This is a genomic window from Nocardioides sp. 503, from assembly GCF_004522095.1.
Classification (GTDB): Bacteria; Actinomycetota; Actinomycetes; order Propionibacteriales; family Nocardioidaceae; genus Nocardioides.
Window position 1 is genome coordinate 129,254 of sequence record NZ_SPUI01000009.1, and the last position, 15,742, is coordinate 144,995.

Here is a 15,742-nt window from a genome sequence, read left to right on the forward strand (position 1 = left end):
GGTGCAGAAGGGGAAGTCCGCCCATCCTCCACGATCTGCCTGAAAGAACCCAGCCCCTCGCTCGGGTGTCCGCCCTCAGACCCCGCGGAAGCGGTTGATCGCGTCGAGGTGGGTGGCGCGCATCTCGTGGTCGCGCACGCCCAGCCCCTCCTCGGGCGCCAGGCAGAGCACGCCGACCTTGCCCTGGTGGGCGTTCTTGTGGACGTCGAGGGCGGCCTGGCCCACGTCGTGGAGCCCGTAGGTGCGCGACAGCGTGGGGTGGATCATGCCCTTGGCGATGAGGCGGTTGGCCTCCCACGACTCGCGGTAGTTGGCGAAGTGCGAGGAGATGATCCGCTTGAGGTTCATCCACAGGTAGCGGTTGTCGTACTCGTGCATGTAGCCCGAGGTCGAGGCGCAGGTGGTGATGATGCCGCCCTTGCGGGTGACGTAGACGCTGGCGCCGAAGGTCTCCCGGCCCGGGTGCTCGAAGACGATGTCGATGTCCTCGCCGCCGGTGAGCTCGCGGATCCTGGCGCCCAGGCGCTTCCACTCCTGCGGGTCCTGGGTGTGCTCGTCCTTCCAGAACCGGTAGCCCTCCTCGGAGCGGTTGATGATCAGCTCCGCACCCATGCTGCGCGCGATCGCGGCCTTCTCCTCGTTGGAGACCACGCACACCGGCGTGGCCCCGCCGTTGAGGGCGTACTGCGTCGCGAAGCCGCCCAGGCCGCCCGAGGCGCCCCAGATCAGGACGTTGTCGCCCTGCTTCATGTTGCCGCCGTTCTTGGACACCAGCTGGCGGTACGCCGTGGAGTTGACCAGCCCGGGGGAGGCGGCCTCCTCCCAGGTGAGGTGGGCCGGCTTGGGCATCAGCTGGTTGGACTTGACCAGCGCGATCTCGGCGAGGCCGCCGAAGTTGGTCTCGAAGCCCCAGATCCGCTGCTGCGGGTCGAGCATCGTGTCGTCGTGGCCGTCGGGGTCCTCGAGCTCCACCGAGAGGCAGTGGGCCACGACCTCGGTGCCGGGCTTCCACTTCGTCACGCCCGGGCCGGTCTTGAGGACGACGCCGGCCAGGTCGGAGCCGACCACGTGGTAGGGCAGGTCGTGGCGCTTGGTGAGCTCGGAGAGGCGGCCGTAGCGCTCCAGGAAGCCGAACGTCGACACCGGCTCGAAGATCGAGGTCCACACGGTGTTGTAGTTGATCGCGGAGGCCATCACGGCGACGTACGCCTCGCCCGGGCCGAGCTCGGGCAGGGGCACGTCCTCGACGTGCAGCGACTTGCGCGGGTCCTTGTCGCGGGCCTCGAGCCCCTCGAACATGTCGACCTCGTCCTTGTGCACGGTCACGGCCCGGTAGGACTCGGGGAGGTCGAGGGCGGCGAAGTCCTCCGTGGAGGCACTGCCCGGGCTCTGCGAGGCGGCGAGGATGGCGTCGAGGATGTTCTGCACGTCAGCTCCTGGTGGTGCGGGTCGTGGGTCGGGGCGGATATTACCGATGGGTAACCGGTCAGTGGGAGGTGGTCGCGGGCTGGACCAGCTCCACCAGGACGCCGCCGGCATCCTTGGGGTGGACGAAGTTGATCCGCGAGTCGGCCGTGCCGCGGCGGGGCTCGTCGTAGAGCAGGCGCACGCCGCGCTCGCGCAGGGTCGCGCTGACGGCCTCGACGTCGGTCACGCGGTAGGCCAGCTGCTGCATCCCGGGCCCGGAGCGCTCCAGGAACTTCGCGATCGTGGAGTCCTCGTTGAGAGGAGCGAGGAGCTGCAGGCAGGAGCCGGAGTCGCCGACGGCGACCATCGCTTCGCGGACGCCCTGCTCCTCGTTGACCTCCTCGTGCACGAGCTCCATGCCGAAGGTGTCGCGGTAGAAGGCGATGGCGACGTCGAGGTCCGGCACGGCGATGCCGACGTGGTCGATGGCGGTGAACAGGTGGCCCGGCAGGCCGGTGCCCGGGTCGACGGACGGGGTCGGTGCGGTCATGCGCCACATGGTCGTACGCCGCCGCCGTCGCCGCGACCGGTTGTGACTTGTTCCTCACGACGGGGGTCCCCGGCACCCTCGCCCCCGCCGTGGCTCGTGGGTATCGTCACGAGAGACCCACCCAGGCCGGGACCACCAGGCCAGAACTCCACGGAGGCACCCATGTCCGGATCCGTCATCGTCGCCGGAGCGCGCACCCCCATCGGCCGCCTGCTCGGCGGCTTCAAGGGCCTCTCGGCCGCGGAGCTCGGCGGCCACGCCATCCAGGGCGCCCTGGAGAAGGCGGGCGTGACCGGCGACCAGGTCGACTACGTGATCATGGGCCAGGTGATCCTGGCCGGCGCCGGCCAGAACCCCGCCCGCACGGCCGCGGTCGCCGGCGGCATCCCCATGGACGTCCCGTCCATCACCATCAACAAGGTCTGCCTCTCGGGGCTCAACTCGATCGCGATGGCCGACCAGATGATCCGCGCCGGTGAGGTCGAGATCGTGGTGGCGGGCGGCATGGAGTCCATGACCAACGCCCCGCACCTGCTCCCCAAGTCACGGGAGGGCTTCAAGTTCGGCGACGTGCCGCTCGTCGACTCGATGGCCTACGACGCACTCTTCGACCAGGTGACGTCGCAGGCGATGGGCCTGCTCACCGAGGAGCGCAACGCCGCGGGCGCCAACCTGACCCGCGAGGAGCAGGACGAGTTCGCCGCGCAGTCGCACCAGAAGGCCGCCGTGGCGTGGAAGAACGGCGTCTTCGAGGACGAGGTCGTGCCGGTCTCGATCCCGCAGCGCAAGGGCGACCCGGTCGTCGTCTCCGTCGACGAGGGCGTGCGGGCCGACACCACGGCCGAGTCGCTGGCCAAGCTGCGCCCGGCGTTCAGCAAGGAGGGCACGGTCACGGCCGGCTCGTCCTCGCAGATCTCCGACGGCGCCGCGGCGGTCGTCGTGATGAGCAAGGCCAAGGCCGAGGAGCTGGGCCTGGAGTGGCTGGCCGAGATCGGCGCGCACGGCATGGTCGCCGGCCCCGACTCGAGCCTGCAGCTGCAGCCGGCCAACGCGACGGCCCTGGCCTGCAAGAAGGACGGCATCTCCCCGACCGACCTGGACCTCGTCGAGTTCAACGAGGCCTTCGCCGCCGTGGGCATCGCCTCGGCCCGCGAGCTCGGCATCGACAACGCCAAGGTCAACGTCAACGGCGGCGCCATCGCGCTGGGCCACCCGGTCGGCATGTCCGGCACCCGCGTCGTGCTCCACCTCGCCCTGGAGCTCAAGCGCCGCGGCGGCGGCGTCGGTGCGGCCGCCCTGTGCGGCGGCGGCGGCCAGGGTGACGCGCTGATCGTGCGTGTCCCGAAGGACTGAGGCCGACGTCCCGGACCTCGTCGAGCGCGCCCGCGCCGGCGAGGCCCGGGCGGTCGCCCGCCTGATCTCGCTCGTCGAGGACGAGTCGCCGCTGCTGCGCGACGTCATGGCCGCCCTCGCGCCGTACGCCGGACACGCCCACGTCGTGGGCGTCACCGGCTCGCCCGGCGTGGGCAAGTCGACGTCCACCGACGCGCTGGTGACCGCGCTGCGACGCGAGGGCAAGCGCGTCGGCGTCCTCGCGGTCGATCCCTCCTCGCCGTTCTCCGGCGGTGCCCTGCTCGGCGACCGCGTGCGGATGCGCGACCACTCGTCCGACCCAGGCGTCTACATCCGCTCGATGGCGGCGCGCGGCCACCTGGGCGGCCTGGCCTGGACGACGCCGCAGGCGCTGCGGGTCCTCGACGCCTCCGGCTGCGACGTGGTCCTCGTCGAGACCGTGGGCGTGGGGCAGAGCGAGGTCGAGGTCGCGGGCCTGGCCGACACCACCCTGGTGCTGCTGGCCCCCGGCATGGGCGACGGGATCCAGGCCGCCAAGGCCGGGATCCTCGAGATCGGCGACCTCTACGTCGTCAACAAGGCCGACCGCGAGGGCGCCGACCAGGTGCGCCGCGACCTGCGCGGGATGCTCGCGCAGGGCGAGCGCCCCGACGGGGCCTGGCGCCCCGAGGTGCTCGCGACGGTCGCCCAGAGCGGGCAGGGCGTGGACGAGGTCGTGGCGGAGCTCGAGCGGCACCGCTCCTGGCTGGAGTCCTCGGGACAGCTGGGGCGCCGCCGGGTGCGCCGCGCCCGCAGCGAGATCGAGGCGATCGCGCTCACGTCGCTCCGACGGGGCTGGGGCGACGTGCAGGGCCACGCCTCGCTGGACGACCTGGCGGCCGCGGTCGTCGCCGGCGACTCCGACCCCTACCGCGCCGCCGACCGGCTGCTGGAGTCCCTCGTCGGCTGAGCGCGGCGGCACCGGGCCTGCGATTCGGTCGTCAGGGGTTCGGGCACCTGGAGGCATGCCCAGTGTCGAGCGCACCGTGACCGTGGACCAGCCGATCGAGAAGGTCTGGACCTACCTCTCCGACTTCACCACCACCGAGGAGTGGGACCCACCGACCGTCTCGACGGTCCGCACCTCCGGTGAGGGTGGCGTCGGCACGACGTACACGAACGTGTCGAAGTTCCTCGGCAACGAGACCGAGGTGAAGTACGTCGTCACCGAGGTCGTCCCGCACCAGCGCTTCCAGATCGCCGGAGACGCGGGCTCGATGGACCTGCTCGACACGATGACCTTCGAGGCCACGGCGACCGGCACGTCGGTGACCTACCACGCGGAGTTCTCCCCTCACGGCGCCGCCAAGCTCGCCGAGCCGCTGATGCCGCTCGCCCTCAAGGTGCTCGCCGACAAGGTCGCCGCCAGCATGCAGGAGAAGCTCGCCGCGCTCTAGCGCGCCCTCACCTTGCGCCAGGTCGTGCCGGCGTCGGTGGAGGCCCACAGCGTCTGGTGGAGCGTGTCGGTGGCGGCGTAGACGGTCACGGTGTCGCGTGCGACCTCGATGCTGACGACGGGGGAGAACTCGCGACGCAGGTCCAGCGCGTCGAACGGCGCTCCCATGGCGACCGGCGCCACCTCGGACCAGTCCTGACCGTCGCTCAGCCAGAGCCCGGAGGGCTGGCGACCCACCAGCCCGAGTCTCGGGCTGCCGCCTCCCATGAGGTCGGCCAGCAGGCGCCCGTCGGGCAGGACCGCCAGGCCCCGGTTCACCATGATGCTGGGCCCTGGTTGCTGCCGGCTGGTCCAGGTGCGCCCCGCGTCGTCACTGCGATGGGTCACGTGGAAGGGCAGGAAGGTGGCCCCGTCCCCACCGCTGACCAGGGCGCGCGCGGCCGACGCAGACGCCACCAGGTCGGTGAGCAGCCCCTCCGCCTCGTCGGGCACCCGGGTGGTCGTCCACGTGCGGCCCCCGTCGGCGGAGGCGACGAGGCGCGGCGGACGGTCGTGCAGGCGGCCACGGAGCAGGCCGTCACCGTCGCGCACCACGTCGAGGATGCCTCGCGGCGCGGAGACCCGGTGACCTCGCCCGGTGGCGGGGTGCAGGGCGTAGAGCGCCCCGGACCGGTGGACGGTCACCAGGTGCTCGCCCCTCCTCAGGGGGCCCGGCCTCGAGGCCTCCCACGCCACCGGTGTCAGCGACCCGTCGGGTTGGACGAGCCGTGCCCGTGCGCCCCGGCCCAGGAGGAAGACGCCGTCCAGGGGGGTCTCGAGCACCTCGGGGGAGACCGCGAGGAGGTGCCGGGTCCTGAACCCGTCGTCGGTGACCGCGAGGACCTCGTCGCGCCGTCGGCAGCGCGGGGTCCGGCAGAGCCGCCACACGACACTGCGGACGTCGGGGTCGGCGGCGCGGACGGTGTGTCCGGCCATCCGTGCCTGGGGGTCGTCGACGATGCTCGCCGGGTCGGGCGGGGGGTCGGGCTGGGGGGCGGGCGACGGGGTACCCGCCGTCGCAGGAGTGGTGGTGGGCCTCCCACCGGGGGTCGGCGGCGACTCGTCGCTCCCGGGCGCGAGCAGGGCGACAGCGAGGCCGGCCGTCGCGGTGACGAGAAGGACCGCGACGGCGCCGCGGACGGTTCGGGTCTGGGTCACGCCCCTGGGACGCGCCGGGCCGGAGAGAAGTTGTCCCTCCGGCCCGGCCGCCCCGGGTGGGTCAGCGCCGGACGGCTCGCGTGGCCGCGCTGGTGGCGGTCCTCGTGACGTAGCCGACCTTGGTGGCGGTGACGCGGACGGTGACCCGCTTGCCGACGTGCTTCTTGGTCAGGCGGAAGGTCTTCGCCTTGCCGCCGGCCACGACCTTGCCGCCGACCAGCCACCGGTAGGTCAGCCGCACGCCGGCGTCGTACGCCGCCGGGGCGACGCGGAGCGTGCGACCCACCTGGGGGGTGCCGGTGATGCGCGGCTTGGGAGCGCGGGTCTGCGTCCCTGCGGCCACGAGCGGGGCCGGCGAGACGCGGCTGACCGGGGCGTAGCCGGGCTTGGTGCCCGTCACCACGACGCTCAGCCGGGTGCCGCGGTCGGCCGCGACGACGGCGTACGTCGCTGCGGTGCGGCCCGCGATCGCCACGCCGTTGCGCTGCCACTGGTAGGTCAGCACCGTGTCGCTGTCCCACGGGGCCGAGGCCGCCGAGACCGTCCTGCCGACCTGCGCGATGCCGGTGATGGTCGGCTCCGGCGTGGTCGTCAGGTCACCCAGGGCCACGGGGGCGGCGGGCTCGCTGGTGCGGGACACCGGCTCGTAGCCGTCCTTGGTGCCGCGGACGGTCACGGTGAGGCGCTCACCCGCGAGGCCGGGGCCCGGGGTGAAGCTCGCGCTGTCGGCGCCCTCGATGAGCGTCTCGCCGGCCCGCCACTGGTAGGTCAGGGTCACGCCCTCGTCCCAGGTGCCGGGGACGGCGGTCAGCTCGACGCCGACCTTCGGGGTGCCGGTCACGACCGGGGTGGGCGCGACGGCCAGGTCGCCGGCAGCCACGGGGGCGGTCGAGTCGCTGGTCCTGGTGACGGGGGTGTATCCGGTGCGGGTCCCGGTGACGGCGACGGTGATGACGTCGCCGAGGCGGCCGGGGCCGGGGGTGTAGGTCGCTCCGGTCGCGCCCTCGACGGTCTGGCCGTCGGCGGACCACTGGTAGGTGAAGGTGGTGCCCTCGTCCCAGGCTCCGGGGGCGGCGTCGAGCTCGACGCCGACCTTCGGGGTGCCCGCGATGGTGGGCTTGGGGCTGGAGCCCAGGTCGCCGGCGGCCACGGGGGCGGTCGGGTCGCTGGACTTGGTGACGGAGGTGTAGCCGGTCCGGCTGCCGGTCACGGCGACGGTGATGATCTCGCCGAGGCGGCTGGGGCCGGGGGTGTAGGTCGCTCCGGTGGCACCGTCGACGGCCACGCCGTCGGCGGACCACTGGTAGCCGAAGGTGGTGCCCTCGTCCCACGCGCCGGGCACGGCGGTGAGCTCGACGCCGACCTTCGGGGTGCCGGTGATCGTCGGGCTCGGGGTGGAGACCAGGTCGCCGTCACCGATGGCCTCGGTGGGCTCGCTGGTGCGGGAGACCGTCTCGTGGTCCGGCTTGCTGCTCGTCACCGTGACCGTGATCCGGGCACCGAGCTGGGCGACGCCGGGGGTGTAGACGAGCTCGGTCGCACCGGTGACGGGCTCGCCGTCGGCCGACCACTGGTAGGCGAGGGTCGTCCCCTCGTCCCAGGTGCCCGGGTCGGCGGTCAGCGGCGCGTCCACCTTCGGCGTGCCGCTGATCGTCGGGGTCGGGGCCTCGGCCTGCTGCAGGCCGAGCACCGTCTTCGGCGCGCTGGTCTTGGTGACCGTGGTGTAGCCGGCGCGCGTGCTGGTGACCTCGAACGTCAGCGCCTGGCCGATCTGCGACAGCAGCGGCTGGTACGTCGTCGCGGTGGCTCCGGCGATGGCGACACCGTCGGCGTACCACTGGTAGGTCCTCGTGGTGTTGGCGTCCCAGGTGCCTGGGACCCCGGTCGAGGGCGACTGTGCGCGCGGCGTGCCGCTGATCGTGGGCGTCGGCTGGAGGACCTGCGTACCGACCTCGACCGGTGCGCTGGCGACGGCGGTGGTGCGGGAGACCGGCGTGAGCCCGGGCTTGGTGCCCGTGACGGTGAGCGTCAGGGTCCGGCCGAGCTGCGCGGCGGTCGGAGTGAGGGTCGCGCCGGTGCCGCCCTGGTTGGAGGCGATGTTGGTGCCGTTGGCCGCCCACTGGAACGTCAGCACCGTGCCGGTGTCCCACGTCCCGAGCGTCGGCTCGAAGGGCGCGCCGACCTTGGGGGTGCCGTCGAGCACCGGTGCCGGGGTCTGCTCGAGGGCCGGGCCGGCCGCCACCGCGTCGGTGGCGGCGCTGGTCGCGGTCGCCGTGGTGTAACCGGCGCGGGTGCCGGTGACGACCACGCTCACCACCTGGCCGGCGGTCGGGTAGTAGGTCGTGCCGGTGGCTCCGTTGATGGCGGTGCCGCCGTTGCGCCACGCGTAGGTGAACACGGTCCCCGGGGTCCAGGCGCCGGGGGAGACCGTCAGCGGCTGGCCCGCCTGCGGGGCGCCGGTGATCGTGGGCGTCGCCGTGGTCAGGGTGCCGCGTGCGACGTTGGCGGTCGCGGCGCTGGTCACGGAGGCGGGGTTGAGGCCCGCGCTGGTGCCGGTCACCCTCACACGGACGGGAAGGCCGACGGTGCTTGCGGTCGGCGTGTACGAGGCGGTGGTGGCGTCGGGCAAGGGAGTCCCGTCGACGAGCCACTGGTAGGAGAAGGTGGTGCCCTCGGCCCAGCCGGTGGCGTCGGCGGTCAGCGGAGTGCCGACCGTCGCTGGGCCGCCCGTGATCGCCGGGACCGGTGCGGGCGAGGTCGTCGCCGTGCCGATCGTCAGGCGCGGGGCGCAGTCCACGCAGGTGCCGCCGAGGGTGTCCGCGCGGGCGACCGCATCCAGCGTGCTTCCCATGGTGCCGGCTTCGGTGGTGGCCTGGATGTCGATGCTCGCCGTGGCGGCCAGGGCGGTGGCCGGGACGGTCCACGTCAGGGTGCTCCCGTCGAGCGTGGTGCCGCTCGGAAGTGGCCCGATGGTGGCGTCGTCGAGCACACCGGCGAGGTCGACCTTCACCACGGTGCCTCCCGCAGGCATCGCGACCTTGCCGGTGTTGCGGGCGCTCAGCGTGTAGGTGACGGGGTCTCCGGAGTCGACCGGTCCGGTCGGGCCGGCGAGGTTGAGGTTGAACTTCACCGGCCACGCGGGCTTGCCGGCGGTGAAGTACCAGGTCTGGAAGAACTCGCCGAGGTCGCGGCCCGAGATGTCCTCCGCCAGCGCCTCGAAGGCGGCGATGCGGCGACCGGGGATCTGGGTGCCGCCGTAGGTCACCTGGTACTCCCGCATGAGGGTCTCGAAGTCGGCGGCGCCGATCGACGTGCGCAGGGCCTCGAGGGCGAGCGAGCCCCGCTCGTAGGACTGGTCGCCGAACAGCTCGCCGGCTTCCGTCAGAGCGGCCGGCGGCACCGCGAAGGTGTCGCTCGTGGCGGAACGCGACGTGTAGAGCGCGAAGTTGGCCTGCTCGGTCGTCGTCGTGGTGGAGCCGGCGCCCTCGTAGGGGAACTGGAACTCCGAGTACTGCGCCGGTCCCTCGTTGAGCGAGATGTCGTTCCAGTCGGTCGGCGCGACCGCGTTGCCCCACCACTGGTGCATGAGCTCGTGGTACGTCGTGGCCCGGCTGGCGCTGTTGGGGAAGAACGGACGGTCCTGGGTCTCCAGGGCGTAGTTGATGCCTGTGGTGTTGTCGACGACCAGCCCGGTGCTGTTGCCCGGGTAGGCGCCGTACTTGCTCTCGAAGAAGGTCAGGGCCGCGCCGATCTGGGCGCGGGTGCTCAGCGTCGTGGCCTTGTTGGCCTGGGACAGCGCCGGGTCGATGAACGTCCACTCCGGGATGGTGCGGCCCTCGGAGAGGGCGATGTCGCTGGTGTAGATGTCGTAGCGGCCGATCGAGAAGAAGGACAGCTCGCTGGCCTGCGGCTCCTGCTGGTCCCACACCCAGGTCGTGCGGGTGCCGTCGCCGCTCGGGGTCCGGGAGACCAGCTCGCCGTTGCTCACGACGGCGGCCTGGTAGGTGCGGTCGCCGCCGACGGCGATGTTGGAGGTGCCGAGCTTGCTCGGGGCGTCGACGGTCCAGGTGTAGGTGGCCGTGTCGCGCGGGGTGTTGTTGTTGGGGAAGAGCGTCATCGAGCCCACCGGCTGGTTGACGAAGGTGGCGCCGTCGACGGTGTTGTTCCAGCCCTCGATCGAGTTGTCGGTGTCGCGGTGGCTGACCGGCTGGCCGGAGTACGTCACGACGGTGGTGAACGCGCCGCTGACCGGCGTGGCCGGGGTCACGACCAGCTTGTGCTTGTCCGTGGTGGCGTCGGGGATCGTCGTGTTCTCGATGCGCGTGAACGTCGCGGGGGCGCCGTTGACGGTGACGGAGTCGACGTTCAGCGTCGACGCCTCCAGCGTCGTCGAGGTGCCCTGGAAGTCGAAGGAGTACGACGACAGCGGCCCGGCGGTGGTGGTCGCGTCGATCGTCGCGGTGGCGTCCTGCAGGGTCGTCGTCGACGGCGCGTTGTGAGTCGCACCGATCCCCACGTCGATGCGGAAGTCGACGTCGTAGTGGCTCACGTCGTAGCCGCTGTTGCCCTGGTTCGGGAACAGTGAGTCGGCGGGGCTCGCGGTCTGCCCGCCGGCCACGGCGTCGGCGGCCTGCGCCGACTCCGCCCCGGTGACGGTGACCAGCAGGCCGGTGGTGAGGGCGAGGGTGGCCAGCAGGCCGGTGCGGCGTCGCGCAGTCGTCACGTGTGCATCTCTCGGGTCGTGCCCCGCGGCAGTGTTCCGAGAGCGGGATCGACGAGAAACCTAGTGAGGTCGTGTTACGGCCGTGTCACTTTCGGTGATGTTGTCCGACAATCTCGGATGCTGGATCCCACTAGGGTCGCGGCCATGAGCATCGCGGAGGGGCCGGTCGTCCAGCTGGCGTGGGTGACTGACGACGTCGCTGCGACGGAGCGGCTGCTCAGCGAGCAGTTCGGCGTCGGGGCGTGGACCCGGATGGAGGACGTGCGCTTCGGGCCGGAGGAGACCACGCTGCGCGGCGAGCCGGCCGACTTCACGCTCCACGTCTCGCTCGGCTACGCCGGCGACCTGCAGCTGGAGCTGATCCAGCCGGTGAGGGGGGAGACGATCCACGCGGAGTTCCTGACGGCGCACGGGCCGGGGCTGCACCACCTCTGCTTCGAGGTCGACGACGTCGACGCGGCGTGCGCGCGGTCCGAGGCCGCCGGGGTGCCGGTGCTGATGCGGGGCTCGATGATGGGCGGCGAGATCGAGTTCGCCTACGTCGACGGTTCGGCCTCCGGGGTGCCCTACGTCGAGCTCGCCCGGATCGGGCCGCTGATGCGCGAGCTCTACGACGGGGTCAAGGCCGCCAGCCTGCGGGCGGCGCGGTGAGGGTCGCGCTGGTCACCGGCGCCGGCGGCGGCTCCCTCGGGGAGGCCACGGCTCGTGCCCTGCGCGACCTGGGGTGGCGGGTGCTGACGACGACGCGGAGCTGTGCGGTCGAGGAGGACCAGCACCCGCTCGACCTCACCGAGCGGGCGTCCGTCGCCCGGCTGGGGGAGTGGGTGTCGTCGACGACGGACCGGCTCGACGCCCTGGTCAACAACGCCGGGGTCCACCTCGACCTGCGCTCGAAGTGGAGGGCGCCGCAGCTGGTGGACGGCCACGAGGTCCACTGGCGCACCAACTACCTCGGCACGGCCCAGCTCACCCGCCTGCTGCTGCCGTCGCTCCTCGACACGGCCACCCGGCACGGGGAGGCGCGGGTGGTCGACGTCGTCTCCAAGCTGCACGAGCGTGGGCGCAACGCGTGGCTCTGGGGCGACCTCGCGCCGTACGACTCGTGGGCGGCGTACGGCACCTCCAAGCTGGCCCTGGTGCACGAGGCCGCGGAGGTCGAGCGGCGCTTCGGCGGCCAGGGAGTGCACGGCTACTCGCTGCACCCCGGCTCCGTCTACACGCACGTCGCCGATCGCGGGTTGGAGACCGCGCCGGTGCTCGCCCGGCTACGTCGGCTCGCGGCGCCGCTCGAGCGACGGGCCCTGGCCACGCCCGCGGACGGCGCCAGGACCACGGTCTTCTGCGCCACGTCGCCGGAGGCGGTGCCGGGTGCCTACCACCGTCGCTCGGCCGTCGCCGAGCCCTCGCCGGAGGCGCTGGACGCCGATGCCGCATCCCGGCTGTGGGACGCGACCAGCCGTTGGGTGGACGGCGCCTGACGCGTCAGGAGTGGGTCCACTCCTCGCTCTGGGTGAGGCGGAAGAGGTAGGTGAGGGCCGGGACGACGATGACCCCGGCGAGCACGACCGCGACCAGGAGGGCGCGCAGGGTGGCCGGGGCGCCGGCGGCGTCGGCGATGGTGATCTCGTCGACCAGGAGATAGGGGTACTGCGCGACGCCCCAGCCCAGGACCACCGCTGCGACGGCGCCCAGCGCGGTGATGCGGGCGACCGCCGGGCGTCGACGGACGAGGAGGACCAGCGTCGCCGTGCCCGCGAGGCCCGACAGCACCACCAGGGGAGCGGCGCGCCCGGCGAGACCGTCGGTGAGCGTCGGGGCGTCGCGGGTCAGCGGGACCAGGGCGGCGAAGACGACCGCCCCGGTGACGACGCCGACGGCGAGGGTCCGGCGCCGGAGCTCCTCGGACAGCCGCTCGGCTCCGCTGCGCACGGCGTCGGCGGTGAGGAAGGTGCCGGCGAGGAAGGCGCAGGTGCCGACGGCGATGGCGCCGCCGAAGAGCGAGGTGGGGTTGAGCCAGGACGACCAGAGGTCGCCGCGGCCGGTGGCGGGCACGCGACCGGACGCGATGGCTCCGGCGACCGCGCCCAGGAAGAACGGCGTGACCACCGAGGACACCGCGAAGACCGCGCCGAACAGCCGGGCCTGGCCCAGCGTGCCGGCGTACTTGCGGAAGGCGAAGCTCGCGCCGCGGAGCACGATGCCGAGCAGGGCGAGGAGCATCGGCAGGATCAGCGTCGACATGGTGCTCGCGAAGGTCTCGGGGAACGCCGTCCACCACATGACCAGCACGTAGATGAGCCAGACGTGGTTGGCCTCCCACACCGGGCCGATGCTGTGGTCGACCAGCGTGCGCAGCTCGGCGCCCTTGACGGCGCCGCCCGCGGTCAGGTCGTAGAAGCCCGACCCGAAGTCGGCGCCGCCGAAGAGCGCGTAGGCGAGCACGCCGACGAAGAGTGCCGCGACGACCAGCATCGGCAGGGTCACCGCGCCACCTCCTCGCGCGGCTCGGGCCCGTAGGGGCTCGGCAGGTCGGTCTCGCCGGCGCGCCAGCGACGTGCCATGGAGCGCAGCACGACCACGGCCCCGGTGGTCATGCCGGCGTAGACCACGACGGTCGCGCCGAGCAGCCACCACAGGCCGGAGTTGCTGCCCGCGGCCTCGGTGGTGCGCAGGACGCCGTAGACGACCCACGGCTGGCGGCCGACCTCGGTCGCGATCCAGCCCGCCTCGAGGGCGACGACCGCGAGCGGCCCGGCGGTGGCCGCGAAGCGCAGGAACCACCGCCGCTCCAGCAGGTCGCGCCCTCGCCAGCGCAGGAGCCAGAACAGCAGGACCGCGCCGGCCAGCAGGGTGCCGACGCCGATCATCGTCTGGAAGGCCCAGTGGGTGAAGTTGACCGGCGGCTGGTCCTCCGGCGGGATCGTGTCGAGGCCGGGCACGGGCTCGGTGAAGGAGTTCTGCGCGATGAGGGAGCCCAGCACGGGGATGTCGATCGCCCACCTGACCTCGCCGTCGACGAGCACGCCGCCGATCCGCAGCGGGGAGGGGCTCTCGGTCGTCTCGGCCAGCTCGAACGCCGCCAGCTTGGCCGGCTGCCGGTCCCCGAGGTTGCCGCCGAGCAGGTGGCCGATGAACGGCTGCGTCAGGGCGGCCACGGTGGCGAAGACGAACGGCACGATGAAGCCGAGCCGGTGGTGCGCGTCGCGGCGCCCGCGCAGCATGCCGACGGCGTAGACCCCGGAGACGGTGAAGCCGACCACCATGAAGGCCGCGACCCACATGTGCAGGAACTGCATGAACGCCAGGTCGTTGAACATCGCCGCCCACGGGTCGACGTTCGTGACCTCGCCGTCGACCATCGTGAAGCCGGCCGGTGCGTTCATCCAGGCGTTGACCGAGATCACGCAGAACGTGCCCACGACGCCGGCGGTCGCCATCGGCAGGAGCATCAGCAGGTGCCGGCGCGGTGGCATCCGGCCCCAGCCGTAGAGGTAGATCCCCAGGAAGATCGCCTCGACGAAGAACGACAGCCCCTCGAACGCGAACGGCAGCCCCAGCACGTCGCCGAACGGTCCCATGAGCCCGGGCCACAGCAGCCCCATCTCGAAGCTGAGCACGGTGCCGGACACGGCGCCGATGGCGAACAGCACCGCTGAGACCTTCGACCAGCGCTTGGCCAAGCCGAGAGCCACGGGGTCGTCGCGGACGATGCCGCGACGGTGCACGACGAAGATCATCGCGGGGAAGGCGACCCCGAAGCAGGCCAGCACGATGTGCCAGCCGAGCGAGAGCGCCATCTGCTCGCGGGCCGGCAGCAGGCCCGCCGGGTCCTCGGCGGTGAGCAGCTGGAGGGTGAGCGCGGAGACCGTCACACCCCGACCGTAGGACGCAGAGGCCGATCGTCCCACCCTTTGTGAAAGTTTTCACAAGTTCCGAACCGGGGTCCCGGCTGCCACTATGTCCGGACCATGCCCCTGCCCTTCGACCCCATCGACGAAGCCGCTCGACAGTGGGGCAAGCGCTGGGACGGCGTGGCCTCCATGCACGCGGTCACCTCGCTCATGCGCGTGCAGCAGCTGGTCATCGGCCAGCTGGACGCGCTCCTCAAGCCGCACGGGTTGACCTTCGCCCGCTACGAGGCGCTGGTGCTGCTCGTCTTCTCCTCGCGAGGCTCGCTGCCACTGGGCAAGATGGGGGAGCGGCTCCAGGTCCACCCCACCTCCATCACCTCGATCGCACGCCGCCTCGAGGCAGCGGGCCACATCACCCGCCGCCCGCACCCCGACGACGGCCGTGCCGTCCTCGCCGAGATCACGGCCGAGGGCCGCGCCGTCGTCGAGGCCGCGACCCGCGACCTCGTCGAGTCCGGCTTCGCCCTCAACGCCATGAGCGACCCCGACCTCCAAGCCCTCTCCGAGCTCCTCCGCCCCGTACGCCGCCAGGCCGGCGACTTCTGACGCTCGGGAGAACCGGTGGTCGAGCAGTGAGGAGCGCCAGCGACGAGCGCCCGTCGAGCCCCCCGCACCTCTGGTCGCCTCCTCGCGTGAATCGGTGGTTGCGTGCGGCGCCGCGGTGGTCGCGGTCCTTGGCACTGACGGGGACGAGGTGGGCGGTGGTGGCGCTCCGCTGCCGGCTCCCGGTGGTTGAGGTGCGAGCGCAGCGAGCCTCGAAACCACGTGCCGGTGGTCGAGCAGTGAGGAGCGCCAGCGACGAGCGCCCGTCGAGACCCCGCACCTCTGGTCGTCTCCTGGCGTGAATCGGTGGTCGCGTGCGGCGCCGCGGTCGTCGCGGTCTCTGGCATTGACGGGGACGAGGTAGGCGGTGCTTGCGCGCCGCTGCCGGCTTCTTGGTCGCTGGGGTTTCGAGACGGTTGCTGCGCAACCTCCTCAACCCACGACGCCGACCTCGGTGGTTGAGGTGCGAGCGCAGCGAGCCTCGAAACCACCCCACCCCAGAGGGCTGAAAGTAAAATCGGAGAAAGAAAGCCACTAACCCTCCACACCCTGTGGATAAGCGCCCTTTCACGCCTATGACTGTCGGTGGTCGCTGCTTGAGTGGACCCATGAGCAGCCCCGCC

Annotated in this window: 12 protein-coding genes; 6 read left to right on the forward strand and 6 right to left on the reverse strand. The window is 72.4% G+C overall.

Annotated elements, in window-relative coordinates:
* Positions 1-75: 75 nt before the first annotated feature.
* Positions 76-1,428 carry a crotonyl-CoA carboxylase/reductase gene (gene ccrA, locus E4622_RS20670; protein ID WP_209022032.1) on the reverse strand — a complete coding sequence of 451 codons (1,353 nt, stop codon included), beginning with the start codon at positions 1,426-1,428 and terminating at the stop codon, positions 76-78.
* A 58-nt stretch (positions 1,429-1,486) separates the two neighbouring features.
* Positions 1,487-1,957 (reverse strand): methylmalonyl-CoA epimerase, encoded by a 471-nt coding sequence (gene mce / locus E4622_RS20675; RefSeq protein ID WP_134742114.1) that lies wholly within the window; start codon positions 1,955-1,957, stop codon positions 1,487-1,489.
* A gap of 162 nt (positions 1,958-2,119) precedes the next feature.
* On the opposite strand from mce, the gene E4622_RS20680 reads away from it, so the two are divergent.
* The 3 genes from E4622_RS20680 to E4622_RS20690 are packed head-to-tail and all read left to right on the forward strand — an operon-like array spanning position 2,120 to position 4,746.
* Positions 2,120-3,310 carry an acetyl-CoA C-acetyltransferase gene (locus E4622_RS20680; protein WP_134742115.1) on the forward strand — a complete coding sequence of 397 codons (1,191 nt, stop codon included), beginning with the start codon at positions 2,120-2,122 and terminating at the stop codon, positions 3,308-3,310.
* Positions 3,294-4,259: a methylmalonyl Co-A mutase-associated GTPase MeaB gene (meaB, locus tag E4622_RS20685; RefSeq protein WP_134742116.1), complete on the forward strand. Its 966-nt coding sequence runs from the start codon at positions 3,294-3,296 to the stop codon at positions 4,257-4,259. Before E4622_RS20680 ends, meaB begins: the two co-directional genes overlap by 17 nt.
* Positions 4,260-4,314: 55 nt before the next feature.
* Positions 4,315-4,746: an SRPBCC family protein gene (locus E4622_RS20690; protein WP_134742117.1), complete on the forward strand. Its 432-nt coding sequence runs from the start codon at positions 4,315-4,317 to the stop codon at positions 4,744-4,746.
* On the opposite strand, the gene E4622_RS20695 is transcribed toward E4622_RS20690, so the two are convergent.
* Both E4622_RS20695 and E4622_RS20700 read right to left on the reverse strand, forming a co-directional pair.
* Positions 4,743-5,942, reverse strand: coding sequence for a sialidase family protein (locus E4622_RS20695; RefSeq protein ID WP_134742118.1), 1,200 nt, complete (start codon positions 5,940-5,942; stop codon positions 4,743-4,745). The genes E4622_RS20690 and E4622_RS20695 overlap by 4 nt on opposite strands.
* Positions 5,943-6,003: 61 nt before the next feature.
* A complete protein-coding gene (locus E4622_RS20700) occupies positions 6,004-10,665 on the reverse strand; it encodes a M1 family aminopeptidase (protein WP_134742119.1) in 4,662 nt (1,553 codons plus the stop codon).
* A gap of 144 nt (positions 10,666-10,809) precedes the next feature.
* Between E4622_RS20700 and E4622_RS20705 the strand changes: the two genes are divergently transcribed.
* Together E4622_RS20705 and E4622_RS20710 are read left to right on the forward strand one after the other, a co-directional pair.
* Positions 10,810-11,316: a VOC family protein gene (locus E4622_RS20705; RefSeq protein ID WP_348537015.1), complete on the forward strand. Its 507-nt coding sequence runs from the start codon at positions 10,810-10,812 to the stop codon at positions 11,314-11,316.
* The gene (locus E4622_RS20710; RefSeq protein WP_134742121.1) at positions 11,313-12,143 is read left to right on the forward strand and encodes an SDR family NAD(P)-dependent oxidoreductase; all 831 of its coding nucleotides are present in this window, start codon (positions 11,313-11,315) and stop codon (positions 12,141-12,143) included. Before E4622_RS20705 ends, E4622_RS20710 begins: the two co-directional genes overlap by 4 nt.
* 4 nt (positions 12,144-12,147) lie before the next feature.
* On the opposite strand, the gene E4622_RS20715 is transcribed toward E4622_RS20710, so the two are convergent.
* Together E4622_RS20715 and E4622_RS20720 are read right to left on the reverse strand one after the other, a co-directional pair.
* A complete protein-coding gene (locus E4622_RS20715) occupies positions 12,148-13,149 on the reverse strand; it encodes a cytochrome d ubiquinol oxidase subunit II (protein ID WP_209022033.1) in 1,002 nt (333 codons plus the stop codon).
* Complete coding sequence (locus E4622_RS20720) at positions 13,146-14,537, reverse strand: cytochrome ubiquinol oxidase subunit I (protein ID WP_245156130.1); 1,392 nt, start codon at positions 14,535-14,537, stop codon at positions 13,146-13,148. Before E4622_RS20720 ends, E4622_RS20715 begins: the two co-directional genes overlap by 4 nt.
* A gap of 96 nt (positions 14,538-14,633) precedes the next feature.
* On the opposite strand from E4622_RS20720, the gene E4622_RS20725 reads away from it, so the two are divergent.
* A complete protein-coding gene (locus E4622_RS20725; RefSeq protein WP_134742122.1) occupies positions 14,634-15,122 on the forward strand; it encodes a MarR family transcriptional regulator in 489 nt (162 codons plus the stop codon).
* Positions 15,123-15,742: the final 620 nt, after the last annotated feature.